We start from the raw sequence: 20,212 nt of genomic DNA on the forward strand, positions 1-20,212 counted from the left end.
AATTGATTGTTTACACATTCAACAAGTTAAAGAAAACGTCATCCCGAATGCAATGTGGGATCTCCTGAACGTAGTGCTGTGCCTGCATTTAGAGATCCTTCACTACATTCAGGATGACGAAAATCCCAAAGGATACGTCATCCCGAATGCAATGAGGGATCTCCCGAACGTGGCGCTGGCCTGCATTTGGAGATCCTTCACTAAGTTCAGGATGTCGAAAATCCCAAAGGAAACGTCATCCCGAATGCAATGAGGGATCTCCTGAACGTGGTGCTGTGCCTGCATTTGGAGATCCTTCACTGCGTTCAGGATGACGAGAATCTCAAAGGATACGTCATCCCGAATGCAATGAGGGATCTCCTGAACGTGGCTCTGTTCCTGCATTTGGAGATCCTTCACTACGCTCAGGATGACGAAAATCCCTGGGTTATCGAGAAATTACAACAAATAAAAAAAGTTCGAATTTTTAATCAGAATTAAAAAATCGAACTTTTTTAGTCTATCAGATGTTATTTCGGACCTTGCATCTTTTTCTCAATCTCATCTTCCTGTTGTAATAAACCCTCTTCAACAGGTTTAAATGCTTTTGCAGAAGCAGTCTCGGGAGTTGAGAAGAAGGTTCCTGTATATCCTTTCTTAGTTGTAGCCTCAACAACCAACGCAGGTATAACAGTCAATGCCGCAACAACGCCCATGATACCTTTTAGAGCCGCAACAAGAGCATGTACAAAAGAATTTCCTCGATGCTCTTTTAACACTGGATCAAGTTGTTTAACAAAATAATTAGTCATCTGATTTAATGTTTTTAGCGTCTCTTTATTGGGATTAGCAAAAAACTGCTCACCAAAATGTTTAATATTGGTGTGTGTTAAATCAGCTAACTTAGCTGCAATTTCATATTTTGTGTTACCGCTTTTGAATTTCTTATCCAATTTAGCATGAATGGCCTTCAAATCATCTAATAATGTGTTAAATTGAGCGTGTTCTTTTGATAGATCAATTTTCGGCTCTGCCGGTTGTTTCTTTTCACTAAGTACTGGAGGAATACTCACTACAACATTATCTGGCTTGGAAGGTGCTATCATTGGTACTATTGAAGTCGTAACGGCAGCTGTTTGAGGTGAGGAAATCTGAACATATTGAATAGAACCTTGTATGGTATTAGTAAGTCCTGTCAATCCTAATTCACGTTGCTGCTGTTTAGATGGAGTAGTAACAAGTAATTTACCGGCTTCTAACATGACAGCCATAGATCCAATGAAACTGATTACTTCCTGAGGATTGAAGCCTGGTCTGCCTTTTGCTGCCTGTAGAGTTTGACTCAGCGATGCAGATAAAGCATTTTCAGTTACAGTTCTGTTCATAATACGAGAAAGTGCTTGTGGATTATTCGCATTTTGAATCACTAGAGCAGTTAACGCTTCCAGGTTCTCTATTGCTGGCACACTTTGCATTTCGAATCCCTGGAGTTGCAACAATGCTCCAACTTCAGCAGGAGATGTAACTGACATAACCAAACCGCTATCTCCACTTACGCCTTGTTTGTATAAATGGAAGAAAAGACTGTTAAGAGTTGATTGCGGAGATCTGATGAAGTCACGAATGTCAATATGAACACTTCCAACATTACCTTTACCATTATCATAAAGTATGGATAGGTGCGTTTTCTCACCACTCATGAGTGCATTGACGTCTTTTTCCATTGCTTTAATTATTTGTCCTAAAGGACCTGTTTTGCTAGTTTTGGTTTTGGCTAATTCAGACATTAGCACTCGAACCAGTTCGGATTGTGCTTTTATAGGCATATCTGCTACAACTAAAGTACCAGCACCAGTTCCACCAGTAATCGCTTGCATGCGCGTACTTTCCAGTAAACTTGACAGTTCTTGTTTAGAAGCACCACCTATAAGACTAACAACCATATCCTGAACCGTCATTCCTGAAACAGTTTCTCGTGCTTTCTTGATGGCCTGTTCAATTTGGCTACGAACCTGACGATCCTGCTCATCTATTTTTTCTTTATGTACATTCACTTGTTCAGCAATAGAACTTAGTGTTCTGGTCTGTTCGGCACGCTCTGTTTTAGGTAATAAATCAATTGCCTTACGCAGCTCAGCAGCCAATAATCTGTAGCTTTCAAGCAAAGGTTCGATGGTTGTAGTATTCGCTTGAAGCACTTTTTCTGCAGCAAGTCGTACTGATGGAAAAAATGATTTTACAGTTTCCCTTGCTTCTGCTTCTTTATTTTCACGAGCTGCTATTTCAACTTTAACCTTTTGATCAGCGACGTCTTTTTCTTGCATACGATCACGTATATTTCGTTTCAAAGGACTGCGCTCTGCTTTGGGATAGCTTTTTCTAGCTTCGCGCAACTCTCTTCGTTGCACTTGAGTTAGTTCGTATCGATCGAAATATAAGGATAACGCTGAATATCGTGTAGTAAGCTTTAAAAGCTTTTCAGCATTGACAGCACTCACCTGAAGACCTTCTCGATTAATATCTGATATCACATTGCGTAGTTCAGATAGTTTTTCGTTAAATTTTTTGTCATTTAGTTTTGACATGATTCATACGCCTAGAGTTAACATGCCTTAATTATATACACATTTATTTAAAAAGTCACACCCAATTGTAAAAAAAAGATATTAGATGGAAACAAAGAGGCGACTATGTAGAAAAAAACATCATAATAAATACGGGGATTAAAAAAAACTTGTGCAGTTACACTGCACAAGTTAGATTTGAATACTATAAAGACGACGTAACACTATGAAAGTATTGTCTTATTAATGACAATTATTTGGATGGTATAATTTCAAGTTGTAAATTAGCAATTACATCACTGTGAACGTGTACTTCAACAACGTAATTACCAATAGAGTGCAATGGTCCTTCAGGCATTACAATCTCACGCTTACTGATTTCGATTGCTTTTTCCACTAAGGCATCTTTAATCTCATTAACACCAACTGAACCATATAATTTACCTTCATCACTCGCCATAGCGCTAATAACTAAAGTAATATCATTTAATTTTGAAGCACGTTGCTCTGCTAAAGCCAAAGCTTGTTGCGCTTTTTTCTCAAGTTCTGCACGTCGCTTCTCAAATAACTCAATACTTTTAGCTGTAGCAAATACTGCTTTATTTTGTGGAATCAAATAATTACGGCCATAACCTGACTTTACGTTTACTTTATCACCCAGATTTCCCAGGTTGCGTACTTTTTCTAATAAGATTACTTCCATCTTAATAACCCCTTAAGTTGATTCTCTCACCCTAGCTGGGAGATATAATCTAAAATTAAATAAACTATCCAATGCGCCAAAAACTATATAGGCAAACAGGACAAAAGCTGGTTTTAATAAAATTATTAATAATAATAAAATAACAACTCTAACCTGTCGTTTGCGTGCAAAAGCAAAATATGCCAAAGAAAAACCGGATAACAAAAAATAACCAAGAACAAGCGGTAATAAATTAATCGCATAAGATACTTCAAAATAGCATGCGATTGATACTATAACCATTAGTAAAAAGGCCAATCTGCCACTTCGAAACTCCAGTATTTCTGTTTTAAATCCTTCCGGCAAAAATAATTTTGATTGAATTGAGCGTGCAAATAATAAGGAGATCACTGCGGAGAAAATCACGCTTAGAATTTGCAAGCCAAAAAATAATTGAGCCAAAATAAATGAACTCAAGCCATCTGTACTGTTGTTAACAACTTGATTGTATTCCTGAAATTGATCCAATAGATGTTTAAACTGATTGTATTGGTCAACAACAAAATCTGGAGCTATAAACTGAAGGCTTACAAAACCAATAAAAGCCTGTATAAAAAACATCCCAAATACTGATTGCCAACTGGTTGTTGCGCGTAGCGTCAACGCGGCAATAAAACAGGGTATATAAGTTATCAGGGTATTTATTAAAGCACTTTGTACGGGCACCAGCATCATCAACGGAACAGAATGAACTACAAGCGCAGGTAACATTACTTCAAAGCCAGGTTTTACTCCCTTTCTCAAAGTAACTAGAGATACTAAAGCTACGGATAGCCAGGAAGCAAATGGCAATATAGAGAAAATAACAGCAAACATTATCGCCTGCTGTTTATTCTCGAGCAATATTTTACTTTGTCTAATTATAAAATTGCCTGCACGCATCATTATATTATCTATGGCTGTCACAATAAGGCAATAAACCAATAAATCGGGCATGCTTGATTGCTTTGGCTAATTGTCTTTGAAAACGAGTTTGAGTACCTGTGATTCGACTGGGTACTATCTTGCCTGTTTCAGAAATATAATTTTTTAATAAATTAATGTCTTTATAATCAATTTCATTTCCACCTTCAGCACTGAAGCGGCACATTTTTTTTCTACGGAAATAAGCTGACATAGATGTTCTCCTCTTAAGCTGTTCTGGTTTCTTTTTCTTTCTTCATCAACACGGATTCACTTGTAATCGCTTGTTTTTGAACAGTGATTAAATTTCTTAAAATAGCATCGTTAAATTTAAATGCATTTTTAATTTCTTCCAGCGCTTCCAGATTACATTCTATATTCAACAGAATATAGTGGGCTTTATGTACATCATTTATAGGGTATGCTAATTGCCGACGACCTAAGTCTTCTTTGCGGTGAATAATGCCATTGTGCTTGCTTATGATCCCTTCATAGCGCTCAACCATCGCTGGTACTTGTTCGCTTTGATCTGGGTGCACAAGAAACATAATTTCGTAATGTCTCATGGTTTCTCCTTGTGGATTAAAGCCTTCTAATTCTGATTAGAACCAGTAAGGCAAGGTTTTAAAAAGCTGCCAATTATAACTGGTTTAGATATTAGTTACAATTAAAACAGATCATTGTTCAATATCGCGCTTAAAGTGTTCCTGAAGGCAATATTGTGCTCTTTTAAAAATCACTTGTTTTCTTAAAATTCTAAAGTGGAATTATTTCTTTAATTTTGGAAGAATTTATAGTGACAAGCATCCCTGAATTAGGTTACCGTCCACATATCAAAAGGCAAAGATTTACAGTTAACCTTAATACATAACTAATTATAAAATAATGAGGTTTTTTTAATGGATATTATATCTCTTCAATTTGAAGAACCGCTAATAATACGCATTGGAGATACTGTTGTAAAAATTCTTGCTTTCAAAACCCAAGAGCATGGTAATATTAAGTTTGGAGTTGAAGCCCCAAGAACCATTAATATACATAGAGAAGAGATTTTCCACGCAATCAAACAGAAAGAACTATTAAATTCAGTAGAATAGCATTTAACCATGCAGAATAATGCGAGTCGATACTTACCGATTCTCTTGGGTTTAATAATAAGCTTGTCATTAAGCGTATTGCTTATTAACAGCTTTTATTTTAAATTTCCGGGGAATAATTATTTCCCGGAAGACACGCCTCTTCTTGCCTTAATTCTATTTATTAATTATTTCGGATTGATTTTATTCTTTGGAACAAATACCAGGGCAACTAATTCTGGTAAAGAGTTACTCTATTTTTTTGGCGTAATGTGTCTTATCGCCCTTGCTACAAATGCAGTTCAACTAACACCGTTTTCTCCTATTGATCTGTATATAGTACGTTTTGAATCCAAACTAAATATTAATATGGTTCGGATATTGGAATGGACAAATACTTACCCATGGTTTAAGTACCTACTGAACGTTATATACAATAGCATTCACTATCAAATGAGTATCATTCCCTTAATTATCATTGCGTCTGGAAGATTTTATCTTCTTAGGGACTATTATTTTCTGTTACTCGTCACTGCGATTATTGGTTTTGCATTTTATTACTTCTTTCCAACTACTGCTCCCGCAAGCATTATTTCCAGTTCATTGTTTTTGCCTGAACAGACAGCTACAGGATATAAATTTTATCAAATTCACAATCATATTAATCCGTCAACAAACGAAGGAGGATTAATCGCTTTACCTTCATTCCATACCATCTGGGCCATATTTTGTGTTTATTTACTTAAAGAATGGATGATCCCTTGGATTATTCTATTAATAATTAATGTCCTATTAATTACTTCATGTGTCCTTTTAGGCTGGCATTACCCCGTAGATATCCTTGGTGGATTTATATTGGCTGCTGGAGGCTTTTATTTATTAAGTCTAACCAAATCAAAAACCGCTATCTCTTCATAATCAATAAATTTAATGATTCTTTCATGTAATTTATCAATAACGACCAAAATTCCGTCATCTCGAACGCAGTGAGAGATCTCCAAATACAGCCACCGTGCGAGTTTTAGGAGATCTCTCACTGCGTTCGAGATGACGAATACAAATAGGAACAGGTTACTACCCCCTGCTGATTTGCTTCACGATTCCAGTAGGTTTTGAAAGCTCATTCTGAATTACTTGATTAGTACTCAATTGAAGCTGATTATTTTTTATTAATAGCGCTTCAGTGAGACGCTTGAGGCTTGAATTTGCTTGCCCCTTTAAAGGGGGTTGGACTTGAATGTATATCATGCCATCCAGAGTTCCAATCTTCACGGGCTCATTAATCACTCGAACTGGTGTGCCTATCGAGACCAGCTCATAAAGATGCTCAATATCTGCTGGCAACATACGGATGCATCCGGCACTGACTCTCGCTCCGACTCCATCAGCTCTGTTTGTCCCATGTATAAGAAACGTGGGCCATCCGAGTCGTAGAACATGTTTTCCAAGAGGATTGTCAGCTCCAGCAGGAAATAATTCTGGTAATGGAGCACCAATCTCTTCTGCAGCGGCTCGTACTTTTGCGGTAGGCCTCCAGATCGGATTAACCACTTTACTTGTAATTCGGGTAAGCCCTAATGGGGTATTCCACCCTTCTTTTCCTATCCCAACAGGAAAAGTAATGACTACATTTTCATCATCAGGAAAATAATACAAGCGATATTCAGCAAGATTAATAACGATACCTCTTCGGGGAACATCAGGAAGAATATATTGTGATGGAATGATTAAACGAGTATGTTCAGGTAATGAGTGAACCGGATCCGCTAATGGATTGGCTCGAACCATTTCATAATACCCTACGTTAAATCGTCGCCCAACCTCATCAATAGATTCATCAATCTTTGAGTAAGAATATTGAATTTGACCTACTACATCTCCTGCCGCAGGCAAAACAAAAGTTTCGGCGTTTGAACTGTTACCTGATAGAGCGATAAGAGAAAAAATTATTGATATAAATTTTTTGTTCAACATTGGCTACTCTTAACCAGATTTGTTCGTGGAATTGTGTAACACAGCAAGGCAAAGCAAAAATGCTTTGCCTTTAAGATTACAAACTGGTATCCACTTTAAAGCGTTCACCAAATTTAGATTCAAATGTTTTAAATAAAGTTTCCAATTTATCTTTGCCAAAATCATTAGCATAGTTCATTGGACCACCACGAAATGGAGCAAAGCCAGTGGCAAAGATCATTCCCGCGTCAAGCAAATCAGAATCTGCCACAACACCCTCACGTAAACAGGCCGCAGACTCATTTACCATTCTCAGGATCAATCTGTCTGCAATGGTTTTATCAATTTTCGAACCAGGACGTTTTTTAACTGCTTTACCTTTCTTATAGCGATAAAACCCTTCTCCTGTTTTACGACCCAGTTTACCTGCTTTAACCATATCACGTAATTTCTGAGGAACAGATCCACCAAAATGACTGGTTAGATTTTCAGCTACTGCGAGGCAAACATCCATACCAACAGTATCAGCGAGTTCAACAGGCCCCATGAACATACCAAATTCAAGAGCGGCTTCATCAATGGTTTCTGCGCTATATCCCTCATCCAAGAGTTGGACACATTCCATTAAATAAGGCATGAGTACTCTGTTGACCAAAAAGCCAGGACTTGATTTGACAGGTAATGGTAATTTCCCGATTTGACCAACAAATGCACAGGAGTTATGCTCTACCTTTTTAGCTGTGGTTGAACTGCTCACTATTTCAACCAGATCCATTTTAGCAACGGGATTAAAGAAGTGTATTCCTACCAGCCTTTTGGGATCAGCCATTACAGCACTAATTTCATCCAATGGAATACTGGATGTATTCGTAGCAAGAATGGCATCTTTCTTGGCAGCCTTCTCAACAGATTTCATAATGTCCTGTTTTACAGCTAAATTCTCAAAAACCGCCTCAATGATGACATCTGCTTTGGCAACGCCATGCCCTTCAGGATCGGGAATCAAATTATCCATTGCAGCTTGAATCAAACGGGGCTTGCGTAACTTTTTCTTATATAATGCATGAGCTCTTCCAATCGCAGGCGCAATTTGTGCATAAGTTTTATCTTGCAAAGTAACATGAATACCACGTAATGCACACCAGGCAGCAATATCACCACCCATGACTCCAGCACCTATAACATGAACGTGCTTTGCTTTGAAATTACTGTTCTTGGAAAAACCTTTTAACCGTTCACGCAAATGAAACGCACGAATCAAGTTTTTAGAGGTATCACCATTGGAAACGAGTTGCTCTACTGAGTCTGCTTCTTTTAAATAAGCCCTGTCGCCAAAACCACCCTCTTTCTCCCAAAGATCAATGACAGCATATGGCGCTGGATAATGTTCTTTACGAACACGTTTCGCAACATTATAACGTAGCAAATATGCAATAGGTTTTCTCAACCAGGAACTGTTCGTTAAACCATCAATAAAGGAAGGTTTATGTTTGAGAGGTTTAATCTTGATAAAGTACACTGCGGCTCTTTTCAATTGTCGGACAGGAACTACCTCATCAACCATTCCCAAACTTTTAGCCCGAGAAGAGGATATTCCACTGCCGGTGAGGATCACTTGTGACAATGCTTTAAAACCACCAATTAACTGAGGTAATCTGACGGTTCCTCCCCAGCCTGGATGTATGCCTAACATCACTTCAGGCAAACCGATACGTGTATCTTGTTCATCTGTTGCGATGCGGTAGGTACACGCAAGAGCTAATTCAAATCCACCACCCATACAAAAACCATCAATCATGGCAACGGTAGGAATTGCCAGATTTTGTAATCGAGAAAATACAGCCTGACCTTTTTGTAAAAAATCTACAGCCTGGGCAGCATTTTCAAACTGAGAGAATGCGTTAACATCAGCACCAGCAATAAAGCCTTTATCTTTTAATGAATAAATAACCAACCCGATAGCCTTTTTATCCTGGGCTATTTCTTGTAAAAGGCTATTTAATTCATCCAAAACTTCTTCATTAATGCTGTTAACGGCGGTATCTTTTCTATTGATGCCTAGCCATAAAATGGCATCTTTATCGCGTTGAAGATCCCAATGTTTGTAATTATTCATGTCCTTTCACCTCAGTCACTCGTTCAAGATACATAGCACCACCCTGACCACCGCCAATGCATATGGAAGCCATACCTCTGGACTCATTTCTTTGTTCCATGGATTTTAAAGTATGCAAAACGATCCGAGCTCCACTGGCTCCAATAGGATGACCTGCAGCTATAGCACCACCTTCACGATTCAATTTATCCATTGATGGACCACCAATCGCTTCACTCAATCCCAGTTGAGTTTTGCAGTAGTCTTCATCATTCCATGCCGCCACACATCCTAAAACCTGCGCTGCAAAAGCTTCGTTTATTTCCCAGCAATCAATATCCTGAGGTTTTAATTTTTGCCGTACCAATATAGGTGTAACCGCATGAACTGGTCCCAAACCCATTTGCGATGGATCTAAAGCAGACCACTGAGAATCCACAATTTTGCCGAGAACCTTTAAATTATATTTTTTAACTGCATCAGCACTTGCCAGTAACAGTAAACAGGCTCCATCGGTTATTTGAGAGCTGTTTCCCGCAGTGACCATGCCATATTTTCTATCAAAAAATGGTTTTAGTTGAGCTAATTTTTCAACAGTCGAATCAGCCCGAATTCCATCATCCTGTGGGTAAACTTTACCTTTATAGTCAATAATTGGCATCACTTCAGACATTCTATTTTCAGAATAAGCGTTCGCCAGTTTTAGATGACTTTGAACAGCAAACGCATCCATTTGCTCTCGAGTAATATTAAATCTGTAAGCAACTTTTTCAGCAGTTTGTCCCATATTGAGACCGACAATAGGATCCGTTAATCCTCTGAGCAACGCAATCACAGGAGCTAAATACGACAGTCTAAACTGAGTAATCAAACCCGCTTTTTGCCCCAAACTTTTTGCTGAATACCAATTTGCTAGCCAGCCAGCCATTTTTTGATTGAAGAGTAAAGGAGCATGACTCATGGCCTCTGTGCCCCCGGCTAATACCAAATGACTTCGACCGCTGGCAATTTGCATCGCAGCATTATCGAGAGCCTGCATTCCGGAAGCACAATTTCTCATGACAGTAAAGGCAGGAACTTTCTCACCACATCCCAACCGTAATGCAACTACACGAGCTATATTTGCTTCATCGGGTCCGGGCATGGCACTACCAATAATGACTTCATCCAAATCCGATGGTGAAAAAGGTTGTCTGTTCAATAAGGTCATTCCGGCAGCTACAGCCAGATCAGAGCCTGTAAATGAACCAATCCCTTTAGCTTTGAGAAACGGAGTTCGACTCCCATCAACCACGTATACATCTCGACCACTTAAATTCGACTGCTGTTTCATTAGTCCTCCTTATCCGGGCCTGAATTACAGGTATTTACTTAAATTAATAGACACAAAGATTAGCAGTAATCCTTTAAATTTGGAAATTTTTCATTGATTATTATAAGAAAAATCAATTATTGATTTGGAATTAATTGGGTTCTTGTCATTATATTTATTAAAATATTAATCAGCTCCTGCGCTATAATTTCAAATAAACTTTAGTTATTTACATTTATAGATTTTAAACAATGATTTTCCTTGTTATCACTTTCTGAATTAAATGATCGAGAGCGCTTTGTTACTGCGGACTGATTAAAAACTCGTGATAAAGTGCATCGTATCGAACTCTTCTCCGACTGTTCCATGGTATTAATTTCCTTTTCAACAGAACGTATCAATAAGTCAAATCGCTTGTCTTTATCTTTTAAAGGCAACAAAAAAGAATGCAGACTTTTTAATACTGGATAAGGATTTTTTTGTTGATTCAATAACACAGTTAATACATGCACTGAATATCCAAGATCAACTTTAACTACATACTTCAGGTCATTGAAAGATTTTCTTTCAAAGAGTTTAAGCATGTAATTTTGGGTGTAGGTAGTGAGTTGTACTCTATTGGCAATGTAATCATTAACCGTTTTTAATTCTGAACTGGGTAATATCGATTCGCTTTTTCGTTTACCATCAAGACACTCTTGCCTTAATACAGCCAAATCTTTATTGATATTAAGTGCGTTGAATATTGTTTTGTCCTTTAAAATATCAATGAAATCAATACAGTATATGGATTCATCATCGGAGCTTTTAGCATGAAGAATAACTAAACCCATACATTTTTGAGCAAATTCCGCTAAGGTGATGTCTTTATCCTTGGTGTTTTTTGAATATTTAAACAAATCTTTTATCAAGCCCAGGACAAATAACGGTTCAAGGTCTTCATCTCCAAAAATTTCCTTTTTAACTAATGTCATTAGTTGGTTAATGAAGACGACTGCGGCACTTGCATCAGAAGCACAAATAGTTGTTGCCAATTGTTCAAGGAATTTAATATACCACATGATTTCAGACACCATAATTAGTGATGTATATGTAATAACACAGATTTTTGTAAAAAAATATGCCATGCGATCTTGATGAGCATAAAGCCTATTTTGCATGCTTCCTCATAAATTTCTTTACTAAAAACTAAAGAGTTATTGACGACGTCAAAATACCTGATATACTCCGCAACCATTGATTGGAGAGATGGCCGAGTGGTCGAAGGCGCTCCCCTGCTAAGGGAGTATGGGAGAAATCCCATCGAGGGTTCGAATCCCTCTCTCTCCGCCAATCAACGCGCCCGTAGCTCAGTTGGATAGAGTATTTGGCTACGAACCAAAGGGTCGGAGGTTCGAATCCTTCCGGGCGCGCCATTACTAAATAAGTAATCAAATCCCAATCGAAAACCCACTGCACAAGAATAAAACTTCATTTCCCGGAAGGGTTCGAACCGAAGAGGTTCGACAAAATACGAAGCGTAGAGCGCAAAGCGCGGCGAAGTATTTTGGACGCGCTTTAGCGCCGCAAATCGGTGAAGAATGAGCGAAAGCGAATGACGAATCTATCCTTACTCATCAAGTGGCACTCCATCACTTATTGGCACTCTGTAATCAAATCCCAATCGAAAACCTACTAAACAAGAATAAAACTTCATTTCCCGGAAGGGTTCGAACCGAAGAGGTTCGACAAAATGCGAAGCTAGGTACTGAAAGTAAAACAATAAAAGAATCAAGATCTCAATTTGAATATAACTAAAATGTTCTGAAGCATATATAGTTCATTGCCAGTTTGGGCTGGATATGCGGTAAAAACCAACTCGCTGCAACTCACTTGACTGTTGAAACATTATCAACAAGAAACATCAACATAATGTTTTAAAATTGAGTTGCATAGTTAAATTAGTATATTAAAATATACTAATATGCATACACAGGAACTTACTATGCCCTCTAGAAAACTAATTTCAGAAAAAATGGCAGAGTTTTTAAGCGCTATAGCACATCAACACCGGATAAGAATTATCGAGGAATTGCATACAGGTGAACATAATGTCAATAGCCTACAAGCCATTTTGGGAACAAGTCACTCTGTTGTATCACAACATCTATCCACACTTAGAGCGCATAAAGTAGTCAAACAGCGCAAAGAAGGTAACCTGGTGTTTTATCAATTGGCTCAACCAGAATTGGCAGATTGGCTCCTTCAAGGGCTAGCTTATCTTGAAGGTGGATTACAATCTGATGAAACCATTCGTTCAGCAGTTAAGGAGGTTAAAACCATTTGGAGCCATACCCCAGATGCCCTTTATAAGGATAGTGAATCACATCCATAAAATTAGATACTTCAAACTCTAAAAAATGTTCAATTAACGTTAAACAAGAACTATGTGGGAGATTTGATACGTTCAAAGAACACAAACCTGAACAATAGTTCTGTTATAACTATTGATTTTATTGAACCCAGCTAACACTCAAGCCGTATACGGAGAATGAACAATGAAAACATTAACTAAAGAGATGCAAGAAGCTATTACCCCTCAACTTGCATTGCATTTATTACAAGAAGGTAACAAAAGATTTATAAATAACTTAAAAGTTAATCGTAACCTGTTGCAACAAGCTAATGATACCTCTGATGGACAGCATCCCTTTGCAATCATTTTGAGCTGTATTGATTCACGAACCTCAGTTGAGCTGATTTTTGACCAGGGTTTAGGTGACGTATTTAGCGTACGCATAGCGGGAACGATTATCAACGAAGATATTTTAGGCAGTATGGAATTTGCCTGCAAAGTAGCCGGAGCTAAGATTATTGTGGTTTTAGGTCATACAAAATGCGGAGCGATAAAAGGCGCATGTGATCACATAGAAATGGGCAATCTGACCGCTCTGTTAACTAAAATCCAACCTGCAGTTAGTGCTGAAAAAACAGTAGTGGAGAACCGGACTTCAAGTAACGAGGAGTTTGTGGAAAAGGTTACAACAATCAATGTACACAAAACTGTACATGCGGTTATGGAGCGCAGCCCTATATTAAAAGAACTAATTGAAACTGGCGCCTGTGGAATCATTGGTGGCAATCACGATATCTCGACTGGTGAGGTGGAGTTTTTTCAAGATACTAAATTCGGTTTCATTGAGACTACACCTTAAGTGTCCAAACCTTCTGAGAATGCCATATCGATTAGATCAAAACTGTCGATGTTAAGACAGTGGTAAAAATAAGTTTTTTGAATTAGAGACAAATCAAAATTCAGTGATGAAAATGACTTGTTCCCAGGAACATTCATCGTTATTATCTATCTAATAAATGACTTTAACCACAAACTGTCACCAGTTGAATTAGGCAGCAGCCATCATTATATAGGGAAATTCAGGAACTTATGTTGAGGACTCTAACAGTAATCATTTGCTTTTTACTTAGTTCCTGTATGGTTGGACCTAATTATAAAGAGCCTCAAAAAAAGATTGCCGATCATTGGCTGCAAAATAACCCTGCACTAAAACAAACCCCTATTCAAAATGCGAACTGGTGGAAGGTGTTTCATGATCAGACTTTGACTTCGTTAATTCAGAAAGGGTACAGAAACAATCTGTCATTGCAAATAGCAGGAGTACGCGTATTACAAGCCAGAGCGCAACTCGCTCAATCAGTCGGTGAGCTGTATCCTCAACAACAAGTTCTGAATGGGAGTTATACCTACTGGCGAATTGGTGGCAGCCAATTGCAATCTATTTTACCTCCCGATTTCCTGACTGCTTCACTGGGTTTTTCTGCAAGTTGGGAACTTGATTTTTGGGGAAAATACCGCAGAGCCATACTCTCTAATGATGCAGCTTTCCTGGCTTCGCTCGCCGCTTATGATCAAGCCCTAGTGACTCTTACAGCAGATATTGCCAGTACCTTCATCAATATCCGTACTCAGGAAGAGTTGATTCGAATAACCAAAACAAACATCCAGGTGCAGACATCAAGTCTACGAATTGCAAAATCACGGTATAAAGGAGGACAAACGAGTTTACTGGATGTCGAACAAGCCGAGACAGAGCTGGCTGAAACACAATCAAAACTTCCACAATACGTCAGTCAATTACAGCATCAAAAAGACAATCTGGGAGTTTTATTGGGAACAACTCCGAATGAGGTAGATGCTCTGCTTCAAAAAAGCCATGGAATTCCTAAAGCGTCTTCCAAAGTTGCTGTGGGCATACCCAAAGAAGCAGTTGCACGCAGACCTGATATTTATCAAGCCAGAATGGAGGCTATTGCTCAATCAGAGGCTATAGGAGCAATCAAAGCCAACCTCTTCCCTTCTTTATCACTAAACGGTACTTTTTCATTTTCTTCCAACAATATTGGCAGCTCTTCAATAAGCGATCTGTTTAACTGGTCCAATCGAATGATTACCGCAGGTCCTTCAGTTGTCTGGCCATTCTTGAATTACGGACAAATTACAAACTCTGTACGAGTTCAGGATGCTGTATTTCAACAGTCCTTATTAAACTACCTGAACCTCGTACTTAAGGTTCAACAGGAAGTACAGGATAACATTACCCAATACATTGAATCGCAAAAAACAGAATATTTACTTTCAAGAGCGAATAGCTCAGCAATCAGATCTACCAAATTAGCTATTGTTCGTTATAAAGAGGGAGAATCTGATTACACCACAGTCTTGAATGCGGAGCAGCAGCAACTTCGTGTTCAGACATCATTAACCAATGCTAAAGGTGATGTGTCTCAATCTTTGGTAGCACTTTATCGTTCTCTCGGCGGAGGCTGGCAAATACGAAATGGTAATGATATTGTTTCAAATCAGGTAAAAAATGAAATGGCTGAACGAACCAATTGGGGTAGTTTGTTAAAACAATCGAATCACCAAAAGCCAGCTACAAACAAGCAAAGAATAAAACAACTTTATCTACCAACCTGGTAATGTTTATGAATTCAGATAAAAAAACTCAACTTATAAAAAGAGCAGCAATTGCGGTTGCAATACTGTTCGTAATTTACATGTTGACACATCAACATAATAAAAGTGCCAAACCCGGGCTTCCTCCGCCAGTTGTTGCCATCCAGAAACCCAAACTAATGGAAGTCACCGAATACATCACTCAAACGGGAAACACCGTTGCCTATAACTCGGTAGATTTGGTTGCACGAGTCGAGGGCTATTTAGACTCACAGAAGTTTGTCGACGGTTCATTTGTTAAAAAAGGACAAGAACTATTTGTCATAGAACCTGAGCCTTATTATGAACAGCTAAAGGCCGCTGAAGCTACAGTGGCTGCACAAAAAGCGGCCTATGCGTTTGCCAAAACAGAATACGAACGTCAGCAACTCATGTATAAGCAAAATGCCACTTCTTTAAAAAGTGTTGAAAAATGGGCATCCAAAAAAGATGAAGTGAAAGCAGAAATTGATAAGGCTGAGGCCAACGCCAAAATTGCAGCGATTAATTACAGCTATACCCATGTGAATGCGCCATTTGATGGTCGCATTGGGCGTCATTTAGTCGATCCCGGAAACCTTGTCGGGAATGGAACAGCTACTGAGCTCGCGACTATCGAACAGATTAAGCCTATATATGTATATATTTATCTTAATGAATTAGATTTAATCAAAATAAGAACAGCCGCAAGAAAGAAGGGATATAACTCTACTGACATTACTCAAATTCCAGTTTTTGTAGGTCTGCAATCTGAGACCGATTTTCCCCATAAAGGCAGTATGGATTTTGTGAATACCGGTTTGAACTCTTCAACAGGTACAATGGAATTCAGAGCTTTATTAGCTAATGACCAATTTGAACTGGTTCCAGGACTTTTTGTTAAAGTGCGGATTCCCATTTCCCAACCGTCTAAGAAATTAACCGTACCGGATACTTCAGTCCAATACGATCAAATAGGCCCCTACCTGCTGGTGGTAGATAAAAATAATAATGTAGTGCTGAAACGGGTGGTTATTGGTAGTTTAAATAACGGAATGCGCGCGATCCTTAAAGGAGTTGATGCCCAGGACAATGTCATTGTTTCAGGACTTCAAAATGCGACACCGAGCCATCAAGTGACGCCTAAAGTGCAAAACAATTGATCTAATTAAAATAACCGGATTTGATAAAATCACATTATCCTTTTTTATCACCAGGGTTATACAGGGAGAGTAGCAACATAAATGATATCGAAATTTTTCATAGAACGTCCTGTCCTGGCGAATGTAATTGCTCTCTTCCTTGTTTTTATAGGATTAATTGCGATTTATGTTTTACCGGTATCTCAATACCCCGCTATAGTTCCACCAACTATTCAGGTGACTACAAATTATCCAGGTGCGGACGCGAAAACACTGATTAGTACCGTTGCCCTGCCTATTGAACAGCAAGTCAATGGCGTGGAAGATATGCTGTATATGCAATCAACCAGTACTAATAGTGGTAATTATAATCTCATCGTAACCTTCGCGATTGGAACAGACCTTAATTACGCCCAGGTGCTTGTTCAGAACAGGGTACAAGCGGCGATGGCCCAACTACCGGAAGCCGTACAAAAGCAAGGGGTACTTGTTCAACAGAAGTCCACAGCCATTCTGCAATTCATTACTTTAACCTCACAGAATAATGAATATGATGGTGTTTTTCTTGACAGCTATGCTGAAATTAATATGCAGGATGAATTGTCACGATTACCAGGCGTTGGAAATGTTCTGGTCTTTGGATCTGGAAGTTATGCAATGCGTATCTGGCTTGATCCAGGAAAAATGCAGGCATACTCCCTTAATCCAAGTGATGTTATCAATGCGATAAGTTATCAAAACAAAGAAGTATCAGCCGGTCAGCTGGGAGCTCCTCCAACTGTGGGAGACCAATCCTATCAATTCACAGTGAACGTTCCTGGTCAGCTCGCTGATCCCAATCAATTTGCCAACATTATTATCAAAACCATATCAACCGCCCCAGATGTTAACGCGTCGGCAAGCAGTACTGCTCAGATAGTACGGATACGGGATGTGGGACGAGTTGAATTAGGTTCATCCAGTTACAGTCAGCTTGCAAAATTTAACGGTAAACCCACCGCTGCTATTGGTATTTATCAATTACCCGGCGCCAATGCTCTTGAGGTTGCCAGTGAAGTGAGAAAAACCGTAGAAAAAATGGCTAAAAAATTCCCCCCGGGTTTACAATATGATATTCCCTTCGATACAACCATGTTTGTCAAGGCATCCATTACCGAGGTTTATAAAACGCTCATCGAAGCAGGCATACTTGTTTTACTGGTAATAGTTGTGTTCTTACAGAATTTTCGCGCAACCCTGGTACCAGCAACAACAGTACCAGTTACTATTATTGGTACCTTTTTCGCCTTATTATTATTGGGATACACAATCAACTTGTTGACGCTTTTTGGACTGGTACTCGCGATAGGTATTGTCGTAGATGATGCCATTGTCATTGTTGAAGGAGTTACGCAACATATAGAAAATGGAGTCCCTCCGAAAGAAGCATCAATAAAAGCCATGAAAGAGCTTTTTGGCCCAATTCTGGGCATAACCATGGTTCTTATGGCAGTCTTTGTCCCCGCAGGTTTTATGCCGGGTTTGACTGGAGCCATGTATGCTCAGTTTGCTCTGGTAATCGCGGCAACAGCATTTATCAGTGCTATCAATGCAATGACCCTGAAACCCACTCAATGTGCTCTATGGCTAAAACCTGTAGATACATCGAAACCTAAAAATATTGTTTTTAGAACATTTGATCGAATTTACAATCCTTTAGAGGCTGCCTATCTAAAATTTATTAATCGATTGGTACATCATAGTGGCCCTGTTTGCCTGATTGGAGCCCTTTTAGTAGCCTTGGCAATTTTTGGTTTGACGCGTATACCGACTGGCTTCATTCCTATCGAAGACCAAGGATACCTCGTGTTAAGTGTGCAATTACCCGATGGAGCCAGTCTGGGTCGTACAGATGCAGTGTTGAACGAATTGACAAAGAAAATTTCACATATTGATGGCATTGAAAATGTAATCGCAATTGATGGTATCTCCCTACTGGATAACAATTCCAGCCTAGCAAATTCAGGTGTTATGTATCTGATATTTAAAGATTGGAGTTTACGAGGAAAATCGGAGAACCTTTTAGCACTTTACACCAAACTCAATGCGATTGCCAAAGAAACACTGGATGCAAAAGTAATGGTCGTGATACCGCCCTCTATCCAAGGATTAGGACTTTCAGGTGGGTTTCAGATGCAGATTGAATTGCAAGATGGCACTTTTGATTATAACAAGCTTCAACAGGTTACTGACAGCTTTATCAATTACGGCGTCCAAGAACCTCAGATGCAAAATCTTATGACTTCTTTTCGCTCTAATGTACCACAGGTTTCAGCCCCTATTAATCGTACCAAGGCTGAGGCTTTGGGGGTTCATGTAGGTGACGCGTTTGATACATTACAAACTTATTTAGGTTCCTCTTATGTAAATCTTTTTACAAAATTTGGTCAGGTATTTCCAGTTTATGTTCAAGCTGATGCCGCTTCACGAGGTACAGCCGAAAATCTGAGAAATTATTATGTAAAAAATGAGGCCGGATCTATGGTCTCATTAGGAACATTAACGGACGTATCTCCAGCCGTAGGGCCTGCGATCATTTCATTATACAACCTATATCCTTCAAGCAACATTAATGGGATTGCGGCAAAAGGTTTCAGCTCAGGGCAAGGAATTCAAACCATGGAACAGATCGCAAAGGAACAACTGCCACCGGGCATGTCTTATGAATGGACCAGTACTGCATATCAGGAAAAAATAGCAGGAAACATGAGCTATTTTATTTTTGCCTTATCATTGGTTCTTGTTTATTTAATCCTTTCTGGCCAATATGAAAACTGGCTCATACCCACCTCTATCATTTTAAGTGTACCACTCACATTGATTGGAACCGTATTGGCTTTATCCAGTCTCGGTATGGATAACAATATGTACACCCAAATAGGCTTATTGCTCTTAATTGCTCTCGCAACCAAAAACGCGATATTGATTGTAGAAGTAGCTCACGAACAGCGCCAAATCCATCATAAATCCATATTTGAATCTGCGGTTCTTGGAGCTAAAACTCGCTTTCGCCCCATTTTAATGACCTCTTTTGCCTTCATAATGGGGGTAATGCCCTTGGTATTTGCTACTGGCGCTGGAGCAAATGCGAGGAAATCTATCGGAATTGCTGTATCGAGTGGAATGATCGCGTCAACTTGCCTTGCAGTGGTTTTCGTTCCAGTTTTTTATGTGTTGTTGGAAAGCTGGCAAGAAAAAAGAAAAGAAACAAAATTAAAAAAAACAGGCCATGCTGTGAACAATAAATCAGATCCATCTGATTCAATTGATCAATAATAGGAGCGATCTGAGCCCTGAGTAATATAACACCGAACATTAATTTAGGTCTTAATGGTCATATAAACCCCCGTCTTTGCGAACGAAGTGAAGTAATCCAGAATACAGTTCCAATAAGGCTCAGTTCTGGATTGCTTCGCGTTGCTCGCAAAGACGAGT

Annotated in this window: 17 protein-coding genes and 2 tRNA genes; 9 read left to right on the forward strand and 10 right to left on the reverse strand. The window is 38.9% G+C overall.

Going from position 1 to position 20,212, the window contains the following annotated elements; genetic code table 11:
• Nucleotides 1-108 precede the first annotated feature (108 nt).
• The 6 genes from Lqua_RS06145 to rpsF all read right to left on the reverse strand — a co-directional run bounded on the left by Lqua_RS06145 (nt 109) and on the right by rpsF (nt 4,754).
• Nucleotides 109-384 (reverse strand): hypothetical protein, encoded by a 276-nt coding sequence (locus tag Lqua_RS06145; protein ID WP_058473400.1) that lies wholly within the window; start codon nt 382-384, stop codon nt 109-111.
• Between the two features lie 125 nt (nt 385-509).
• The gene (locus Lqua_RS06150) at nt 510-2,564 is read right to left on the reverse strand and encodes a hypothetical protein (protein WP_058473401.1); all 2,055 of its coding nucleotides are present in this window, start codon (nt 2,562-2,564) and stop codon (nt 510-512) included.
• 232 nt (nt 2,565-2,796) lie between these two features.
• Nucleotides 2,797-3,246 carry a 50S ribosomal protein L9 gene (gene rplI, locus Lqua_RS06155; RefSeq protein ID WP_058473402.1) on the reverse strand — a complete coding sequence of 150 codons (450 nt, stop codon included), beginning with the start codon at nt 3,244-3,246 and terminating at the stop codon, nt 2,797-2,799.
• A 12-nt stretch (nt 3,247-3,258) separates the two neighbouring features.
• Nucleotides 3,259-4,170 (reverse strand): hypothetical protein, encoded by a 912-nt coding sequence (locus tag Lqua_RS06160; RefSeq protein ID WP_083501272.1) that lies wholly within the window; start codon nt 4,168-4,170, stop codon nt 3,259-3,261.
• 4 nt (nt 4,171-4,174) lie between these two features.
• Nucleotides 4,175-4,402 carry a 30S ribosomal protein S18 gene (gene rpsR / locus Lqua_RS06165; protein ID WP_018578206.1) on the reverse strand — a complete coding sequence of 76 codons (228 nt, stop codon included), beginning with the start codon at nt 4,400-4,402 and terminating at the stop codon, nt 4,175-4,177.
• A gap of 13 nt (nt 4,403-4,415) precedes the next feature.
• A complete protein-coding gene (gene rpsF / locus Lqua_RS06170) occupies nt 4,416-4,754 on the reverse strand; it encodes a 30S ribosomal protein S6 (RefSeq protein WP_028384723.1) in 339 nt (112 codons plus the stop codon).
• Between the two features lie 333 nt (nt 4,755-5,087).
• Here rpsF and Lqua_RS06175 point away from each other — a divergent pair, with 333 nt between their 5' ends.
• Together Lqua_RS06175 and Lqua_RS06180 are read left to right on the forward strand one after the other, a co-directional pair.
• Nucleotides 5,088-5,285, forward strand: coding sequence for a carbon storage regulator (locus Lqua_RS06175; RefSeq protein WP_058473403.1), 198 nt, complete (start codon nt 5,088-5,090; stop codon nt 5,283-5,285).
• Nucleotides 5,286-5,294: 9 nt separating this feature from the next.
• Nucleotides 5,295-6,182 carry a phosphatase PAP2 family protein gene (locus tag Lqua_RS06180; protein ID WP_058473404.1) on the forward strand — a complete coding sequence of 296 codons (888 nt, stop codon included), beginning with the start codon at nt 5,295-5,297 and terminating at the stop codon, nt 6,180-6,182.
• A gap of 156 nt (nt 6,183-6,338) precedes the next feature.
• Here the strand turns inward: Lqua_RS06180 and Lqua_RS06185 are convergent, their stop codons facing one another.
• The 4 genes from Lqua_RS06185 to Lqua_RS06200 form a co-directional block, all read right to left on the reverse strand.
• Nucleotides 6,339-7,238 (reverse strand): L,D-transpeptidase family protein, encoded by a 900-nt coding sequence (locus Lqua_RS06185; RefSeq protein ID WP_058473405.1) that lies wholly within the window; start codon nt 7,236-7,238, stop codon nt 6,339-6,341.
• A gap of 76 nt (nt 7,239-7,314) precedes the next feature.
• Nucleotides 7,315-9,333 (reverse strand): 3-hydroxyacyl-CoA dehydrogenase NAD-binding domain-containing protein, encoded by a 2,019-nt coding sequence (locus tag Lqua_RS06190; RefSeq protein WP_058473406.1) that lies wholly within the window; start codon nt 9,331-9,333, stop codon nt 7,315-7,317.
• Nucleotides 9,326-10,645, reverse strand: a complete 1,320-nt coding sequence (locus tag Lqua_RS06195; protein ID WP_058473407.1) for an acetyl-CoA C-acetyltransferase — start codon at nt 10,643-10,645, stop codon at nt 9,326-9,328. Before Lqua_RS06195 ends, Lqua_RS06190 begins: the two co-directional genes overlap by 8 nt.
• 200 nt (nt 10,646-10,845) lie before the next feature.
• The gene (locus Lqua_RS06200; RefSeq protein WP_133141056.1) at nt 10,846-11,685 is read right to left on the reverse strand and encodes a hypothetical protein; all 840 of its coding nucleotides are present in this window, start codon (nt 11,683-11,685) and stop codon (nt 10,846-10,848) included.
• A 181-nt stretch (nt 11,686-11,866) separates the two neighbouring features.
• Here Lqua_RS06200 and Lqua_RS06205 point away from each other — a divergent pair.
• From Lqua_RS06205 to Lqua_RS06235, 7 genes are all read left to right on the forward strand, one after another.
• Nucleotides 11,867-11,956, forward strand: a tRNA-Ser gene (locus tag Lqua_RS06205).
• Between the two features lie 6 nt (nt 11,957-11,962).
• Nucleotides 11,963-12,039 (forward strand) — tRNA-Arg (locus Lqua_RS06210).
• Between the two features lie 569 nt (nt 12,040-12,608).
• A complete protein-coding gene (locus Lqua_RS06215) occupies nt 12,609-12,998 on the forward strand; it encodes an ArsR/SmtB family transcription factor (protein ID WP_058473409.1) in 390 nt (129 codons plus the stop codon).
• A gap of 163 nt (nt 12,999-13,161) precedes the next feature.
• Entirely contained in the window at nt 13,162-13,818 is a 657-nt protein-coding gene (locus Lqua_RS06220; protein ID WP_058473410.1) for a carbonic anhydrase family protein, read from the forward strand.
• A 230-nt stretch (nt 13,819-14,048) separates the two neighbouring features.
• Nucleotides 14,049-15,602 (forward strand): efflux transporter outer membrane subunit, encoded by a 1,554-nt coding sequence (locus Lqua_RS06225; protein WP_058473411.1) that lies wholly within the window; start codon nt 14,049-14,051, stop codon nt 15,600-15,602.
• A gap of 5 nt (nt 15,603-15,607) precedes the next feature.
• On the forward strand, nt 15,608-16,759 hold the full coding sequence (locus tag Lqua_RS06230; protein ID WP_058473412.1) for an efflux RND transporter periplasmic adaptor subunit: 1,152 nt from the start codon (nt 15,608-15,610) through the stop codon (nt 16,757-16,759).
• An 81-nt stretch (nt 16,760-16,840) separates the two neighbouring features.
• Entirely contained in the window at nt 16,841-20,053 is a 3,213-nt protein-coding gene (locus tag Lqua_RS06235; protein ID WP_058473413.1) for an efflux RND transporter permease subunit, read from the forward strand.
• The last annotated feature ends 159 nt before the right edge of the window (nt 20,054-20,212 follow it).

Source organism: Legionella quateirensis (assembly GCF_001467955.1).
GTDB classification, from domain to species: domain Bacteria; phylum Pseudomonadota; class Gammaproteobacteria; order Legionellales; family Legionellaceae; genus Legionella; species Legionella quateirensis.